Here is a 16,570-nt window from a genome sequence, read left to right as displayed (position 1 = left end):
TAGATTTTAGATTTTAGATTTTAGATTTTAGATTTTAGATTTTAGATTTTAGATTTTAGATTTTAGATTTTAGATTTTAGATTTTAGATTTTAGATTTTAGATTTTAGATTTTAGATTTTAGATTTTCTAAAAGTCGCTTCGCTCCTTTTGGAATTTGGGATTTTGAAATTTGGAATTTGAATTTCACATATTGGAATTTGATTTTGACCATAATCTTCGTTTCTTTGTAAAAACAGTTTCACTACATGATACACGCAAAAAACATACATAAATTTTACGACAAACTTGAAGTTTTAAAAGGAGTTGATTTACATATTAAAAAAGGCGAAATTGTTTCTATCGTTGGTGCTTCGGGTGCTGGTAAAACTACATTACTGCAGATTTTAGGAACTTTAGACAAACCAGATCATAATCCCGATTCATCTTTAACCATTAATGGAAAAAATGTACTCGAGTTACAAAACATTAAAAACAATAGCTCAAATCAAGAAAAAGCATTCAAAATCATCACTTGGTTAGGCTCTTTTTATATTATTCTGCTTGCGGTATTTTTAGTGCTTTTTAGAAATAAAATAGAGAATGATATTTTGGGTTATATCAATTGGGGAATATTGCTTATGCCCATTATTTTACTGTTAGGGTATTACAATCGTTATTTCAAAAAGAAAAGCAGACAAGACAAAATTTTATCCGATTTTAGAAACTTAAATCTTGGTTTCATTTTTCAGTTTCATCAGCTTTTACCCGAGTTTACAGCGCTAGAAAATGTATGTATTCCAGCTCACATTGCAGGCAAAAAGACCGCTGAAACCGAAGAAGAAGCAAAAAAACTCTTGAACTATCTTGGTCTTTCGCACAGAATTAACCATAAACCTAGCGAACTTTCGGGCGGAGAACAACAGCGTGTAGCAGTTGCAAGAGCCTTAATCAATAAACCAGATGTCATTTTTGCCGATGAACCTTCTGGAAATCTGGACACACATTCTGCCGAAAACCTGCACCAATTATTTTTTCAGTTGCGAGACGAGTTCGGACAGACTTTTGTCATTGTAACGCACAACGAAGAATTGGCCAATATGGCTGATAGAAAATTAGTAATGGTCGACGGACAAATTAGCAATTAAGTTAATTAGGAGCTTTTTCCTGCTGTTCTTCCAATCTTTTATGCCGAACCCCGGCATAAAAGGATTTTCCCTCCCATCAGGGCTAGGGCACTCGAACATAAAAGAATATTTCATTTAAAATGAACCAAAAAGAACTCAAAGAATTTCTAGACGAAAAAGTCATTCAATATAACAATCAGGATTTTATAGAAAGTGATCCTGTCCAGATTCCGCATCTCTTTACTCAAAAAGAAGATATCGAAATTGCGGGTTTTCTTAGCGCTTCTATTGCTTGGGGAAACCGCAAAATGATTATCAAGAATTCGCATAAAATGATGGAATTAATGGGCAACACACCTTACGATTTCGTTATGTCACATTCTGACGAAGACTTGGCAAGACTAGAAACCTTTGTGCACAGAACTTTCAACGGACATGATTTTGCTGGCTTTATAAAAGGCTTAAAAAATATCTATCAAAACCATAATGGACTGGAAAATGTATTTGCTAAAAATCAGGAAAAAGACAGTTTGCAGAAAAGCATCAGCGAATTCAAAAAGATATTCTTCGAAACCGATCATTTGGCGCGAACTCAAAAACACATTTCAGATCCGTTAAACAATTCGGCCGCAAAAAGAATTAACATGTATCTACGATGGATGGTTCGTCAAGATGCAAAAGGTGTCGATTTAGGAATCTGGAAAAGCATTTCTCCTGCCGTTTTATCTTGTCCGCTAGACGTTCACTCGGGTAATGTTGCCCGCAAACTTGGCATTCTTTCGCGAAAGCAAAATGATGCTAAAGCTTTATTGGAATTAGATACCAAATTAAGAAAAATGGACGCGCAAGATCCTGTAAAATACGATTTTGCCTTGTTTGGATTAGGGGTTTTTGAAGGGTTTTAATATTGAAAATTAAATAGTTAGACTAATAAATTATTAGATGATTTTAAGAATTTGCTAAACAAACCACGAATTTAACGTACATTTGCACAAAATTAAAAGCAAATGAGCACTTTCGAAAAATTTAATCTTCCAAAATCATTACAAAAAGCAGTTGACGAATTAGGATTTGTTACGCCTACTCCTATTCAAGAAAAATCTTTTTCTGTAATCATGTCTGGACGTGATATGATGGGAATTGCACAAACCGGAACCGGTAAAACATTTGCTTATTTACTGCCTCTTTTAAAGCTTTATAAATTTACCCATACCAATACGCCGAAAATTGTAATTCTAGTTCCAACTCGTGAGCTAGTGGTTCAAGTAGTTGAAGAAGTAGAAAAACTGACTACCTATATGTCGGTTAAAACGTTGGGTATTTACGGAGGTGTAAACATCAATACGCAGAAAAAGGCCGTTTACGAAGGTGTTGACATTTTAGTCGGAACGCCTGGACGTACAATGGACTTAGCACTTGATGCTGTTGTTCGTTTTGACGAAACACAAAAACTAGTGATCGACGAGTTTGACGAAATGCTGAATTTAGGTTTCAGACCACAACTGACTTCGCTTTTTGCGATGATGAAAACCAAACGCCAAAACATTTTGTTCTCTGCAACGATGACAGATGAAGTTGATGATTTATTAAATGATTATTTCGATTTTCCTGAAGAAGTTACATTGGCACCATCAGGAACTCCGCTGGAAAAAATTACGCAGCTTACTTATAATGTTCCGAATTTCAATACCAAAGTAAACCTTTTAAAACATTTACTGGAAAACGATGAAAGTATGAGTCGTATTTTGGTTTTCGTAAACAACAAAAAGATTTCAGATATGCTTTTCAATCGTATTGATGAGCTTTTTGAAGGACAATTTGGAGTAATTCACTCGAACAAATCTCAAAACTACCGTTTGAGCACAATGGCAGAATTCCAAGAAGGAAATCTTCGTGGCTTAATTACAACTGACGTTATGGCAAGAGGTTTGGATATTTCTAACATCACGCACGTAATTAACTTTGAACTTCCAGAAGAGCCAGAATTGTACATGCACAGAATTGGTCGTACAGGTCGTGCAGACGCAACGGGAACTGCAATTAGTTTTGTTACTCCAAGAGAAGAAGAATTCAAAATTGAAACGGAACTTTTAATGGATCAGGAGCTTAAAATCGCTGATTTCCCTGAAGAAGTCGAAATTTCAGCAAAACTGATCGAAGCTGAAAAAGATAAATTGCCAAGAAAGTTTTTAATGAAAAAACCAAAACTAGAAGGTTATGGCGCTTTCCATGAAAAATCTAAAAAGAACCAAAAAGTAAATCTTGGTGGTCCTTCAAAAACCAAAAAGAAAACTCACGGTTCTGTTAACAGAAATATGTTGAAGACAAGAAACGAGAAGAAGAAGAAAAAATAATTTTTTTAGATGCTAAGGTACTAAGTTGCTAAGGTTCTAAGTTTTTTTTATTCACAAGTAAGAGAAAAGGCTCAAAAGATTAAAATTTAATCTTTTGAGCCTTTTCTCTTAGTATCTTAGCAACTTAGAACCTTAGAACCTTTTTTCTAAATTTTCGTGAATAGAAGTCCTACTGGAGAACATAATTGGATTCTTCTTCCAGTATCTGTCAGTTTTCCTGTTGCGATATCTCTTTTAAAAATAACAATATCATTAGTATATTGATGTCCTACTAAAAGGTAATTTCCTGTTGGATCAATCGCAAAATCTCTTGGTCCTTTTCCTAAAGTGCTTTGCTGTTCAACCAATTCTAAAGCTCCTGTTTTAAGAATTTTGTAAACTGAAATTGCATTTGCGTCTACACGATCGGTAAGATATAAAAAGTTTCCGTCTGGCGAAAGCTTAATTGCCGCTGCTCCCGTTCCTCCTTTAAAGTCTTTTGGAAGAATGCTTGTTTCTGCAACTACCTTCAGACTTCCTGTTTTATCCCAGCTTAATGTTGTCAAAGTTCCATCCAATTCCTGAACTAAATACACAAATTTTCCATCTTTACTGAAAGTCAAATGTCTAGGACCGCTTCCTGGCTTTACATCAACACTTCCTTTTAATGTCAAGATTTCGTTTTTAGCTGCTGGATTATATTTATAAATAAATATTTTATCTAAACCCAAATCGTTCGAAAGCACAAACTTTTTATCTGGAGAAAAAACAACCATATGAACATGCGCTTTTTCTTGACGCGCCGCATTCGGCCCTTTTCCTTCATGCTGGATTAACTGCTGTACTTCAGTAATACTTCCGTCTGTGTTTTTCTTAAAAACCGCGATACTACCGCCAGAATAATTGGCTGCAATTACATGCTTATCATCATTTATTAAATGACACGGATCTGCTCCTAAAGCATCATTTTTATTCAACAAATTGGTCTTTCCAGATGCTGAATCATATGAAAATGAACTTACTGTACTTTGTGTTCCATTTTCGTTCACTGCGTAGATAAACTTATTATCTGCAGAGACAGATAAATAACTTGGGCTTACCACATTCTCAGAAGAACTTTTTAATTTATATTCGCCAGTAGAAGCATCAAATTCATAAACATAAATACCATTGCTTTGGCAGGTATTGGTGTAAGTTCCAACTAATAAATTGAACTTATTTTGAGCTTTAACAGCTGTTATGGATAAAGCGGAAAACAAGATTAAATATATTTTTTTCATAATTTGTTTTTTTTGAATTAGCTAAAATAAACAATATATCTATTTGAAACAGTCTCTTTATTACAAGAAATTACAAAAGTTACATTTTTTTCACGTACATAAGAAATATAAGCTTTAGACTTTACCTATAATCTCTTAAATGAACTTATATGGTTTAATAATTTTTAATTCGTATTTTTGACCAGCATCTTCGCGAAAAACAAAACGTAGTGAAGTAAATCGAAGCCAGAATGCATTTTAAACATCCCGAAATTCTATACTTTCTGTTTTTATTGATTGTTCCAATTTTGGTTCATTTATTTCAATTAAGACGATTTAAAACTTCTTTTTTCACCAATGTTCGATTTTTAAAAGAACTTGCCATTCAGACTCGAAAGAGTTCTAAAATCAAAAAACGTCTTTTATTAGCCACACGTTTATTATTGCTTGCTTGCGCAATTATTGCGTTTGCGCAACCTTTTTTTGAAGCTACCGACAGCAAAAATGCTTCAAACGAAATGTATATCGTTTTAGATAATTCGTTTAGTATGCAGGCTAAAGGCAAAAAGGGCGAATTATTAAAAAGAGCTGTTCAGGAATTACTCGAAAACACTCCAGAAAACACTCAATTTTCGCTTTTAACAAACACCGAAAACTTTTGGAATACGGATATAAAATCATCTAAAAGCGCTTTACAAAATCTAAAATACAGCGCAACTTCTTTTGATCTTTCAGCCATTACAGCTAAAATTAAAGCACATAAATCGGCTCATAAAAAAGATATTGTCATTATTACAGATGCCGTTGGTTTAAAAGAAAAAGATATTGCAAATATTGATTTTGAAGAAAAACCTTATTTCATAGTTCCAGAAGCAGAACAGAAAAACAATGTCTCTATTGACAGCGTTTATATTAACCAGACTTTAGAAAACTTCTACGAAATTGGCATTAATTTGTCTGCTTATGGCGAAGATTTTAAACCGGTTTCTACAGCCTTATACAATCAAAATAAACTGATCGCCAAAACGATTATCAATTTTGACACGAAGAAAAAGAAAATAAATTTCACCATTCCAAAAGAAGCTTTTCATGGATATGTTGCAATTGAAGATAACGGTTTAAGTTATGACAACAAATTGTTTTTCAGCATTTCTAAAAACAAAAAAACAAACGTTATCAGTATTGGCGAACCTGAAAAAAGCAACTTCTTATCGAGAATTTATACCTCGGCAGAATTCAATTACAACAATTACCCAATTGGCTCTTTAGATTATAATAGTTTAGAAAAACAAAATACGATTATTCTAAACGAATTAATTGATATTCCGCAGGCATTGCAGACGACTTTAAAAGCTTTTGTTTCTAAAGGTGGAAATTTGGTTGTAATTCCGTCTGAGAAAACTTCTCTTTCGAGCTTAAATGCATTATTAGGGAATTTTGGAAAAATTCAATTCGGAAATTTAGAAACTATCAGCAAATTAATCACTAAAATTAATTTCGACCATCCTTTATTTTCGGGCGTTTTCGAAAACAAAATAACCAATTTTCAATATCCAAAAGTAAATAGTTCGTTTGCCGTTTCGAGTTCGTATCCAGCTGTACTTTCATTTGAAGACCAAACTGCTTTTGTAACTGCTGTACAAAATCAGGTTTCTGGAATAACGGTTTTTACCGCGCCAATAAATAGTACAAATTCCAATTTTCAGCAATCGCCTTTAATTGTTCCGTTATTTTATAAAATCGCTCAGAACAATCAGAAAACGGGCGTAAATGCTTTAACAATAGGAAATAATCAGCCTTATTTTGTGGATGTTTTATTGACTAAAGATGCGATTTTGGAAGTTAAAGGAACAGACGATTCTTTTATTCCGATTCAGCAGATTTTAAATAATAAAGTCAAATTAACATTCAATGATTTTCCGGAAACCGCTGGAAATTATAGTGTTTTTGACAAAAAAGAATGGGTTGAAAATATCAGTTTTAATTACAAAAGAACGGAAAGCGATTTGAGTCAAGTAAACACGAATGTAGTTTCTGATTTCAAAACTGCCGATACCATTTCAACCATTTTTAATACACTACAAACAGAACGAACAGACAGCCAAATTTGGAAATGGTTTGTTATCTTTGCACTGTTATTTTTAGCATTAGAAATGGCAATTATAAAATTTGTGAAATAGAATTCGCGTTTGTTTTAAAGGCATTTTATTTTTTACAAAAATCATTTTACGACAAAAAATTATCTACATATGAAACTAATCATCAAAAGCGCCAAAATTATCGACTCAAAAAGTCCGTTTCACAATCAGACCGTTGATCTTTTAATTGCAGATGGTGTAATAGAAAAAATAGGCGTTTCTCTTCCAAATGACGATGCAGAAGTAGTACGATTTGATGATCTTCATGTTTCTCAAGGTTGGTTTGATAGCAGTGTCTCGCTGGGCGAGCCAGGTTACGAAGACAGAGAAACTATTGCAAACGGATTGAATGTTGCTGCCAAAAGCGGATTTACAGCAATTGCATTACAGCCCAACTCTTTACCAATTATTGACAATCAATCTCAGGTAAATTTTGTAAAAAATAAAGCAAATGGTTTTGCTACAGAAATTTTCCCAATCGGCGCTTTAACTAAAGCCAGCGAAGGAAAAGATATGGCAGAACTTTTTGATATGAAAAATTCTGGAGCGATTGCTTTTGGAGATTACAACAAAAGCATCGACAATGCTAATATCCTGAAAATCGCTTTACAATATGTTCAAGATTTCGACGGATTGGTAATCGCTTATTCGCAAGATCCAAACATTAAAGGAAATGGTGTAGCAAACGAAGGGATTGTTTCGACAAGATTAGGTTTAAAAGGAATTCCAAATCTGGCAGAAGAACTGCAAATTTCAAGAAATTTATTTTTGTTGGAATATACGGGCGGAAAACTTCACATTCCAACTATTTCTACAGCAAAATCGGTTGAATTAATTAGAGAAGCTAAAGCTAAAGGTCTACAAGTAACTTGTAGCGCATCTGTACATCATTTGGTTTTAACGGATGAAAAACTGGACGGATTCGATACTCGATTTAAAGTAACGCCACCACTAAGAACAGAAGTTGACAGACAAGCTTTGCTTAACGGAGTTGCTGACGGAACTATCGACTTGATTACTTCAGACCATAATCCGATTGATATTGAATTCAAAAAAATGGAATTTGATACAGCTAAAAACGGAACGATTGGTTTAGAAAGCGCTTTTGGAGCTTTATTAACGGTTTTACCGGTAGAAACTATAGTTGCAAAACTTACTGCTGCAAGAACTGTTTTTGGTCTTGAAAACAATACAATTCAAGAAGGTGTAAAAGTTAATATTACTTTGTTTGCAACAGAAGGAAAATCAACTTTTACGAAAGAAAACATTCTTTCAAAATCTAAAAATTCTGCTTTTTTAGGGACTGAACTTAAAGGTTCTGTGTACGGAATTTTAAATCAAAATAAACTAGTTACAAAATAATACAAATGAATAATTCAGTCGAAGAAGGAAAACCAATTGCTATTACAAGTTACATTCTAATCATTGGTGTTTTGATCGCCATGAGCATGAATTCTGAAAACAAAAACAGTTTTGCTTCTTTTCACATCCGTCAAGCTTTAGGTTTATCTTTATCTTTTATTTCTTTAGGAGCAATCATCAGTAATTTCGATAGTTTTTTTATCACATTCCCAATGTGGATTTGCATTTCAATTCTATGGACTTTCGGTATTTTTAATGCTATTCAAGGACAAACAAGACCTATTCCGCTAGTTGGGGAATTATTTCAGAAATGGTTTAAGAAAATCGGATAGGTTTTTCAAATTTCAATTAAAAAATTCCAAATCCCAAAGTTGGAAAATTCATAATTCACAACTTACAATTCACAATTAAAAAAATGAATCTATCTTTAGAATATAAAATAAGAGAACCAAAAGTAATTTTAGATAAAAATCCGTTATTGCTTTTATTGCACGGATACGGCAGCAATGAAGCCGATTTATTTTCTTTTGCTTCTGAACTTCCAGATAACTATTACATTATTTCTGCTAGAGCACCTTACGATTTACAATATGGTGCTTACGCTTGGTACGCGATTAATTTCGATGCCGATCAAAATAAATTTTCAGATAATGAGCAAGCAAAAACTTCTCGTGATATAATTGCTAATTTCATTGACGAATTGGTTGCCAATTACCCAATTGATGCTAATAATGTAACTTTAATCGGATTTAGCCAAGGATCTATTTTAAGTTATGCAACGGCGCTTTCTTATCCAGAAAAAATTCAAAGAGTGGTAGCAATGAGTGGTTATTTTAATGAAGAAATCATCAAAGAAGGTTTTGAAAACAATGATTTCAAAAACTTAAAATTCTTCGCTTCACACGGAACTGTAGATCAAGTTATTCCGATTGAATGGGCGAGAAAAACTCCAGCGATTTTAGAGAAACTAGAGATCCCAGTTGTTTACAAAGAATATCCAGTTGGACATGGAGTTGCGCCTCAGAATTTCTTTGATTTTAAGAATTGGCTGATTGGTTAGTGACCAGTGTTCAGTATTTTAGTTTTCAGCCAATCTAACTTTCTAAATCTAAAAAAATGAGTATTTCAAAACTTGACAATCCCGCATTGATTTTAATTGACATTCAAAAAGGATTTAACGATGTTGCCTATTGGGGCGGAGACCGAAATAATGTTGACGCAGAAGAAAAAGCGGGTGAACTTTTGAAAATTTGGAGAGTTAAAAAACTGCCTATTTTTCACGTTCAGCATTGTTCTTCAAATCCAAATTCGATTTTAAACGAAACAAATCCTGGAAATGAATTTCAGGATATTGTGAAACCTCTTGAGGGAGAAACAATAATCAAAAAGAATGTCAATAGTGCTTTTATAGGAACAAACCTAAAAGAACTAATTGACAATGCTAATATCACGAATCTTGTTATTGTTGGTTTAACTACAGATCACTGTGTTTCTACAACAACTAGAATGGCTGGTAATTTTGGTTATACAGTATATTTAGTTTCGGATGCAACCGCAACTTTCAATAAAAAAGGTCTAAATGGAGAAGAATTCTCTGCCGAATTAATACATCAGACTGCTTTAGCAAGTTTAAACGAAGAATTTGCTCGGGTTGTTGCTTCTGATTTTATTAAAGAAATTATTTAAATATGTAAAAAGTGAAATGTAAAATGATTGAACAAATTTACATTTCACTTTTTACATGTTACTTTTATTCTCCTGTATAAAGAATCTTCTCTCCTTTTTTCAGAACATATCCTTTCCAAGGAATTAACTGCCAATCGCCGTTAACCCAAGAATCACCTTCCGATTTTCTTTCCAGAATGATAGATTCTTTCTGAGTATCTAAGAAAAGTTCTGCTTTATTTCCGTCAAAAATTACATAGGAAACCGTAGAATAGGTTTTTCCATCTTCAGCATGGTTCAGTTTTGTGCTATTTTCAAAAACCCTGATACACTCTTTCTTAAGCGTTGACCAAGTATAACCAGCCGAAGCTTTACAGCCATGCGAATCCGAATCTCCTCCAACCACACCTTCTTTTTGTGACTCTTTTGGAGTTGCAGTAGTTGTGCTGGTATTTTCTTGAGAAACTTTCTTTCCGCAAGAAAGTGCACTTGCCATAATCAAAAACAAAAATATCTTTTTCATAATCCTAAATTTATTTAAAGGTCAAAAAAAATAGGATTATAAAATCCTATTTTTGATATAACCAAGTTTGATTTACTTCAAAGGTAATATTATCATCGTTATCAACAAAGTATTTTAACAAGACTTCTCCCCATAATTCTCCATTGCTATAATCTGCAATGATCCAACGGTGATTTAAAATTTTTACTTTATTGATGATAAATTTGTTTGGACCTATTTGATCTTGCCCTGTATAAGGATTTCCTTTTGGATTTGCATTGAAATCTAACAGTTTTTCAGTTACAACCGGAATTAGCTTCTCATACAAAATCACTTTTCCGCCAGAAGCACTGTTATCAAAGTAGTTTTGTGCATTTTCGTTATGCTCTAAAGAAAAATAATCAGCTTCTGCCAATTGAGTTTTTACTAGACTAATACTATCTCTTAGTTTCTTAGTTGTTTTATCATATCTATTCTGCGCAAATTTTACTTCACCGCTGTAGAACGCATAAGTAAAGACATTCATTAAAATGGCAAGAATAAAAAGATAAAGCATTAAGGATTTTTTCATTGTGTGGTATAATTAAATTGTAATTTCTAAATTATCGTAAGCCAAGAAAACATTTTCAGGAAGGCTTTGCTGCACTTCTTCATGAAATCCTAAAACGTGGCTAATATGCGTTAAATACGCTTTTTCGGGCTTAACAAGATTAATAAAATCAAGTGCTTCTTGCAGATTGAAATGAGTATTGTGAGGTTCGACACGCAAAGCATTTACAACCAAAACTTTCAGCCCTTTTAGTTTTTCAATTTCAGCTTGTTCGATGGTTTTTACATCTGTCAGATAAGCAAAATCATCTATTCTATATCCAAAAACCTGCAAATCACCGTGCATAGCATTTATCGGAATTGCCACTTTATCGCCAACTGCAAAAGGTGCATTGTTTTGCACTTCGATTGTTTTTACACTTGGTGCCCCTGGATATTTGTTTACTGTTTCAAAAACATAATCAAAACGACGTCTTAGATTATCTAAAACGCGTTCATGTCCGTAAATTGGAATTTCTCCTTGTCTAAAATTAAACGGGCGGATATCATCTAAACCTGCAGTATGATCTGCATGTTCGTGAGTAAAGAGAATTGCATCCAATTTTTGGCATCCGCAAGAAAGCATTTGCTGTCTGAAATCGGGGCCGCAATCTATTACATAAGAATGCTCGCCCCATGTTATCCAAATGGATACACGAAGCCTTTTATCCTTAGCATCAGTGCTTTTGCAAACGGGATGATCGATTCCGATAATTGGAATACCTTGAGAAGTACCTGTACCTAAAAAATAAACCTTCAATTGAACTTAATTTTTTTACAAAAATAGGATTATTTCTCTTTCATTAGAAGCCTAATTTACTAACTTTGTAACAAATCTATTTAAAACAAAATGGGTACAGAAATAAAACTCAAGGGTGACAAGGTCATCGAACAGATTCCTTCTATAAAAGACAAAGCGTTACGCATTAATTTAAACGAAAATATTTACGGAACATTTGCTGAGATTGGTGCTGGACAAGAGACAGTTAGACACTTTTTCAGATCAGGAGGTTCGTCGGGAACTATTGCAAAAGCGATGTCTGCCTATGATAAAGATTTTAGTGATGCCATTTATGGGACTGAAAGCGACGGAAGATATGTTACTGAAGAGCGACTGAAAAAAATGCTTACACATGAAGGACAAATCATCGAAGAGCGTTTAAGTCGTGAAAAACACCCTACAAAACTTTTTTTTAGCTACGCTAATACTGTTGCCACAATAGATTTTGCCAAACAATTTAAAGGTCACGGCTGGGTCGGAATTAGATACCAAATTGAACCAGACGAAGCGTATAACGAAATTATCTTACATATTCGTTTTAAAGAAACCGACGCTAGATTACAACAAGAAACACTTGGAATTTTAGGAGTTAACTTAATTTACGGTGCTTTTTACAAATACAACGATCCAAAACGATTACTTCGTTACCTATACGATCACTTAGATAAAGATCAATTAGAGATCGACACCATTAACTTTTCTGGACCTCGTTTTGCCGATGTAGACAATCGTTTAATAAGCTTGCAATTGGTTAAAAACGGAATGACAGATGCCGTAATGTTTAATCCTGAAGGAAAAAACATTCTGCCAGCAGCTATCTTATACAAAAAGAACCTTTTAGCTTTAAGAGGAAGTTTCCGTCCTGTTACTAAAGTAAATATGGACATGTATGAGAAATCATTAGAAATGTTTCTTAAAGAAAATAAAGTTGAAAAAAATAACACTCTGGTTGTTTTTGAAATCACTCTTTCCAATTTACGTTCTGACGGTGAGATTGACGAGCGTGACTTTATGGACAGAGCCGAATTACTTTGTTCTCTTGGCCAAACAGTTATGATTTCGAATTTTCAAGAGTATTATAAAGTTGTAGAATACTTCGCCAATTACACCAAAGCTCGTATGGGATTAGCGATGGGCGTAAACAACCTGGTTGATATTTTTGACGAGAAGTATTATCGTCATTTAAGTGGTGGAATCCTAGAAGCTTTCGGTAAATTATTCTATCGTGATATGAAAGTATTCTTATATCCTATGTTAGATGAAGATGGCTCATTAATGAATTCGAACAACTTAAAGGTTCATCCTAGAATGAAAGAATTGTATAAATTCTTTAAATTCAACGGAAAAGTGGTTGATATTGAAGATTACGATCCGAATATCTTGGATGTTTTCTCTAGAGAAATCCTAAAAATGATCAATCAAGGCATACCTGGCTGGGAACCAATGCTTCCTCCTGGAATTCCTGAAATTATAAAAGAACATCACCTTTTTGGATATCATCCTCAGAAAGAATTAGAACAAAATACGTAATAAAAAAAGTCCCTTTATTGGGACTTTTTTTTATCTTTCAGGTTTCAGGTTATTGTTGGAGTGGGTATTTTTTTTTACCGCAAAGCTCGCAAAGTTTTTCGCAAAGCTCGCAGAGAAATTATATAAAGCTTTGTAAAAGTTTTTTAAGTCCTCAAAGTAATATAATCTATACTTCTAAGCTTTGAGGACTTAAAAAAAACTTTAATTCAAACTGTAAACCTTTGCGAGCTTTGCGAAAAACTTTGTGAACTTTGCGTTAAAATTAAGTCCCAACAGGCAACTTGAAACTTGAAACCTAAAACTTGAAACAAAAATCTCTACTTCAAAATCTGCGAAGCGTGTTCTTTTGTTTTTACTTTTTCTATTACTTCTTCTATAATTCCTTTTTCGTTGATTACGAAAGTTGTTCTATGAATTCCGTCGTATTCTTTTCCCATGAATTTCTTCGGTCCCCAAACTCCAAATGCATTAATAACCGATTTGTCTTCATCTGCAAGTAAAGGAAATGGCAATTCGTATTTTTCTTTGAATTTTATCTGCGCTTTCTGACTGTCGGCACTAACTCCAAGAAGTTCATAATTATTTGCTTGAAAACGATGAAAATTATCTCTTAAATCGCAAGCTTCAGCCGTACAGCCTGGCGTACTTGCTTTTGGATAAAAGAAAACAACTAATTTTTTTCCAGCATAATCTGCTAGCTTATGTGTTTTTCCGTCTTGATCTGTTCCTGAAAAATTTGGCGCTTTATCTCCTACTTTTAATGTTGTCATACCTTTTTTTTTATTTTAGATTGTTGATTTTAGAATTTAGATTACTGATTCTGTAGTTTTGATTTTAGATTATTCACAAAGATAAATTATAACTTACAACTCACGGCTCATAATTTGCAACTTCTTTTTGCCCCAGATTGAAGTGAAAACCCCGGAATTATGATAGTCTACATTTTTTGTATTTAAAAAGCGACCGAAGGAAGCTCTTTTAAATACTTAAAAATGTGACTAGCATAATGAGGAGTTGAAACGGAAAGCTGGATTAGGCACATCATTAAAATTATACTATTTTTACAACATTAAAAATACGGAAATGAATAAAGAAGCTCGCGTACAATTTGTTATTGATAAATTAAAAGAACTCTACCCTACTATACCTGTTCCGCTTGATCATAAAGATCCTTATACGCTTTTGATCGCTGTTTTATTATCTGCACAATGTACCGATGTTCGTGTAAACCAAATTACACCTTTATTATTTGCAAAAGCTGATAACCCGTATGATATGGTTAAAATGTCGGTGGAAGAAATCAAAGAAATTATTCGTCCCTGCGGTTTATCCCCTATGAAATCTAAAGGCATTTATGGTTTATCTGAAATTTTAATTGAAAAGTATAATGGCGAGGTTCCACAGAGTTTTGAGGCACTTGAAGCCTTACCTGCTGTTGGACATAAAACGGCAAGTGTGGTAATGTCACAAGCTTTTGGCGTGCCCGCTTTTCCTGTAGACACACATATTCACCGTTTGATGTACAGATGGAATCTATCTAACGGCAAAAATGTAGCGCAGACCGAAAAAGATGCTAAAAGATTATTTCCTAGAGATTTATGGAATGATTTGCACTTACAAATTATTTGGTACGGCCGAGAATATTCGCCCGCTAGAGGCTGGAATCTTGAAAAAGATATTATAACGAAAACAGTTGGTAAAAAATCTCTAATTGAAGAGTTGGAAAAAAGTACAAATAAGGTCAAAAAATAAAAGGCGCAGATAAAAAACATCTGCACCTTTGTTATTTTTCAACTTTGTATCTTTTTAAGAAAATTACATTCCCGCTTTTAAAGCATTATATTCTGCATTCATATCAAGCGACCTGTAAACGCCCAATAATGTTTTGGTAGCATCTGGATTTTTCGGTTCAAGAACCAATACTTTTTTCAAATACGGAATTGCGCTTCGAATAATATCATCTTTCTGAGCGTTCAGTTTGTCATATTTCTTCATTTCGGCTGGAGTAGTTCCTAATGATGCTATTTCATCAGCCAAATCTTTTTTCATTTGCAATTTCAAATAAGCCAAATTAATATAGGCATCAACATAATTCGGGTCTAATTCCAGAACATAATTATAAATAGATTCTGCTCTTGGATAATCCTTTTTTTCAAGATACGCATAAGCTAGGTTATTGTTGACTTCTGTTCTTTTAGAAGGCACAGACTCTGTTCTGGGTTTTTCGTAAAGACCTTGCTGTATTGCCGACTCTCTAGCTTTTGGCGAAATAAAAACGTCTTCTTCTTTTGTTTTCTTATTTGTCGCATAGTACAAAACTCCTTTTCCTGAATAATTAATCTTTTTCAGAAGTTCGTAGTAAGTCACAGCTGCATTGAAATCTTTGGCATTTAGAGATGAAGATGCTGCATTGTATAAGTTTATGGTATCTTTTTTATCAAACAAATATACCTTATAGCTTTTTTCGGCACTTTCTTTGTATTTTTCGGCTTTAAAATCTGCCATTGCACCATTTACAAGACTAGCTTTCATGTCTTTTAAAGCCATATTAGCTTTAATGGTCCACTTAAATTTTCCTGATTCGTTCTCGTATAAGAAAACGTCTTGATACGATTGCGATGCCAATGTAAAATTGTTTGCTGCATCTATGTTTTTTACAGCCAAATCTTTTAAGACATTACCTTTTAAGAAATAGTAATCAGATTTGTCTTCATCAGAAGCATTAAGAATAAGGTATTCTGTTTTAGTTAAAATAGTCAAAGCGTCTTGACTATTTCCTTTATCAAATAAAGACTGCGCTTCCTTAATTTTGTCTTTTTGGGCAAATGCGCCAATGCTCATCAATAATAAGCACGACAACACTTTAATGTTCTCTTTCATTTTTACGGTTAAGTTTTGGTGATTAAATGATTTTTCTTAGTTCTTTTGAGGCACAGTAAAGAGATAATTAAACTGGTTTAAAAATTATCTTTATTACCATTTGTGAGTAAACATTTTCTGGTCCAAATATTTTCTCAAAAATCAAATGAGCATCAAACTTAACAAAATAAAGCAGGGTAGTTTTTCTTCATAAACGATCTGTTTTTTGGGGTTAAATATTTAATTTTTAATGTATTGTTTTTCTAATTCTTATCTTAATCAACTTTTCAATACGAATAACACTTTATAAAAGTATTTTATTCGAGTAAAAAGTTAGTTTTTTAACTAAAATAGAATTAAAAACCAAATAAACATATAAATTCTCATCAAATTTTTAAATTTTAACAAAACAAGAGAAAAATGATGTAAAAACCTTATGTTTTTTAAAT

At 33.2% G+C, this 16,570-nt stretch carries 15 protein-coding genes and 2 pseudogenes; 11 read left to right on the top strand and 6 right to left on the bottom strand.

Annotation, left to right across the window (positions count from 1 at the left end):
• Window positions 1–246: 246 nt before the first annotated feature.
• From BSF41_RS24050 to BSF41_RS13335, 4 genes and pseudogenes are all read left to right on the top strand, one after another.
• Window positions 247–459: pseudogene (locus tag BSF41_RS24050) on the top strand (ATP-binding cassette domain-containing protein); the annotation flags it as partial.
• 216 nt (window positions 460–675) lie between these two features.
• Window positions 676–1,125: pseudogene (locus BSF41_RS24045) on the top strand (ABC transporter ATP-binding protein); the annotation flags it as partial.
• A gap of 119 nt (window positions 1,126–1,244) precedes the next feature.
• The gene (locus BSF41_RS13340; protein ID WP_095929984.1) at window positions 1,245–2,009 is read left to right on the top strand and encodes a TIGR02757 family protein; all 765 of its coding nucleotides are present in this window, start codon (window positions 1,245–1,247) and stop codon (window positions 2,007–2,009) included.
• 102 nt (window positions 2,010–2,111) lie between these two features.
• Complete coding sequence (locus tag BSF41_RS13335) at window positions 2,112–3,458, top strand: DEAD/DEAH box helicase (protein ID WP_095929983.1); 1,347 nt, start codon at window positions 2,112–2,114, stop codon at window positions 3,456–3,458.
• 146 nt (window positions 3,459–3,604) lie between these two features.
• Here the strand turns inward: BSF41_RS13335 and BSF41_RS13330 are convergent, their stop codons facing one another.
• A complete protein-coding gene (locus tag BSF41_RS13330; protein WP_095929982.1) occupies window positions 3,605–4,717 on the bottom strand; it encodes a lactonase family protein in 1,113 nt (370 codons plus the stop codon).
• 230 nt (window positions 4,718–4,947) lie between these two features.
• On the opposite strand from BSF41_RS13330, the gene BSF41_RS13325 reads away from it, so the two are divergent.
• From BSF41_RS13325 to BSF41_RS13305, 5 genes are all read left to right on the top strand, one after another.
• A complete protein-coding gene (locus BSF41_RS13325; RefSeq protein ID WP_095929981.1) occupies window positions 4,948–6,876 on the top strand; it encodes a BatA and WFA domain-containing protein in 1,929 nt (642 codons plus the stop codon).
• A 69-nt stretch (window positions 6,877–6,945) separates the two neighbouring features.
• Window positions 6,946–8,196, top strand: coding sequence for a dihydroorotase family protein (locus tag BSF41_RS13320; RefSeq protein ID WP_095929980.1), 1,251 nt, complete (start codon window positions 6,946–6,948; stop codon window positions 8,194–8,196).
• 5 nt (window positions 8,197–8,201) lie between these two features.
• The gene (locus BSF41_RS13315) at window positions 8,202–8,528 is read left to right on the top strand and encodes a hypothetical protein (protein WP_095929979.1); all 327 of its coding nucleotides are present in this window, start codon (window positions 8,202–8,204) and stop codon (window positions 8,526–8,528) included.
• 83 nt (window positions 8,529–8,611) lie between these two features.
• Entirely contained in the window at window positions 8,612–9,256 is a 645-nt protein-coding gene (locus BSF41_RS13310) for an alpha/beta hydrolase (protein ID WP_095929978.1), read from the top strand.
• Between the two features lie 56 nt (window positions 9,257–9,312).
• Window positions 9,313–9,882, top strand: a complete 570-nt coding sequence (locus tag BSF41_RS13305; RefSeq protein ID WP_095929977.1) for a cysteine hydrolase family protein — start codon at window positions 9,313–9,315, stop codon at window positions 9,880–9,882.
• A 64-nt stretch (window positions 9,883–9,946) separates the two neighbouring features.
• Here the strand turns inward: BSF41_RS13305 and BSF41_RS13300 are convergent, their stop codons facing one another.
• The 3 genes from BSF41_RS13300 to BSF41_RS13290 are packed head-to-tail and all read right to left on the bottom strand — an operon-like array spanning window position 9,947 to window position 11,711.
• A complete protein-coding gene (locus BSF41_RS13300) occupies window positions 9,947–10,384 on the bottom strand; it encodes a hypothetical protein (RefSeq protein ID WP_253251821.1) in 438 nt (145 codons plus the stop codon).
• Between the two features lie 46 nt (window positions 10,385–10,430).
• Window positions 10,431–10,934, bottom strand: coding sequence for a hypothetical protein (locus BSF41_RS13295; protein WP_095929976.1), 504 nt, complete (start codon window positions 10,932–10,934; stop codon window positions 10,431–10,433).
• 12 nt (window positions 10,935–10,946) lie between these two features.
• Window positions 10,947–11,711 (bottom strand): MBL fold metallo-hydrolase, encoded by a 765-nt coding sequence (locus tag BSF41_RS13290; protein ID WP_095929975.1) that lies wholly within the window; start codon window positions 11,709–11,711, stop codon window positions 10,947–10,949.
• Between the two features lie 90 nt (window positions 11,712–11,801).
• Between BSF41_RS13290 and BSF41_RS13285 the strand changes: the two genes are divergently transcribed.
• On the top strand, window positions 11,802–13,262 hold the full coding sequence (locus BSF41_RS13285) for a TonB-dependent receptor (protein WP_095929974.1): 1,461 nt from the start codon (window positions 11,802–11,804) through the stop codon (window positions 13,260–13,262).
• Between the two features lie 317 nt (window positions 13,263–13,579).
• On the opposite strand, the gene bcp is transcribed toward BSF41_RS13285, so the two are convergent.
• Window positions 13,580–14,032: a thioredoxin-dependent thiol peroxidase gene (bcp, locus tag BSF41_RS13280; RefSeq protein WP_095929973.1), complete on the bottom strand. Its 453-nt coding sequence runs from the start codon at window positions 14,030–14,032 to the stop codon at window positions 13,580–13,582.
• A gap of 313 nt (window positions 14,033–14,345) precedes the next feature.
• Here bcp and nth point away from each other — a divergent pair, with 313 nt between their 5' ends.
• The gene (nth, locus tag BSF41_RS13275) at window positions 14,346–15,014 is read left to right on the top strand and encodes an endonuclease III (RefSeq protein WP_095929972.1); all 669 of its coding nucleotides are present in this window, start codon (window positions 14,346–14,348) and stop codon (window positions 15,012–15,014) included.
• 63 nt (window positions 15,015–15,077) lie between these two features.
• On the opposite strand, the gene BSF41_RS13270 is transcribed toward nth, so the two are convergent.
• Entirely contained in the window at window positions 15,078–16,142 is a 1,065-nt protein-coding gene (locus BSF41_RS13270) for a tetratricopeptide repeat protein (protein WP_095929971.1), read from the bottom strand.
• Between the last annotated feature and the right edge of the window lie 428 nt (window positions 16,143–16,570).

Source organism: Flavobacterium sp. ACN2, assembly GCF_002303885.1.
GTDB lineage: Bacteria > Bacteroidota > Bacteroidia > Flavobacteriales > Flavobacteriaceae > Flavobacterium.
This window is presented reverse-complemented; position numbering and strand designations above follow the sequence as displayed.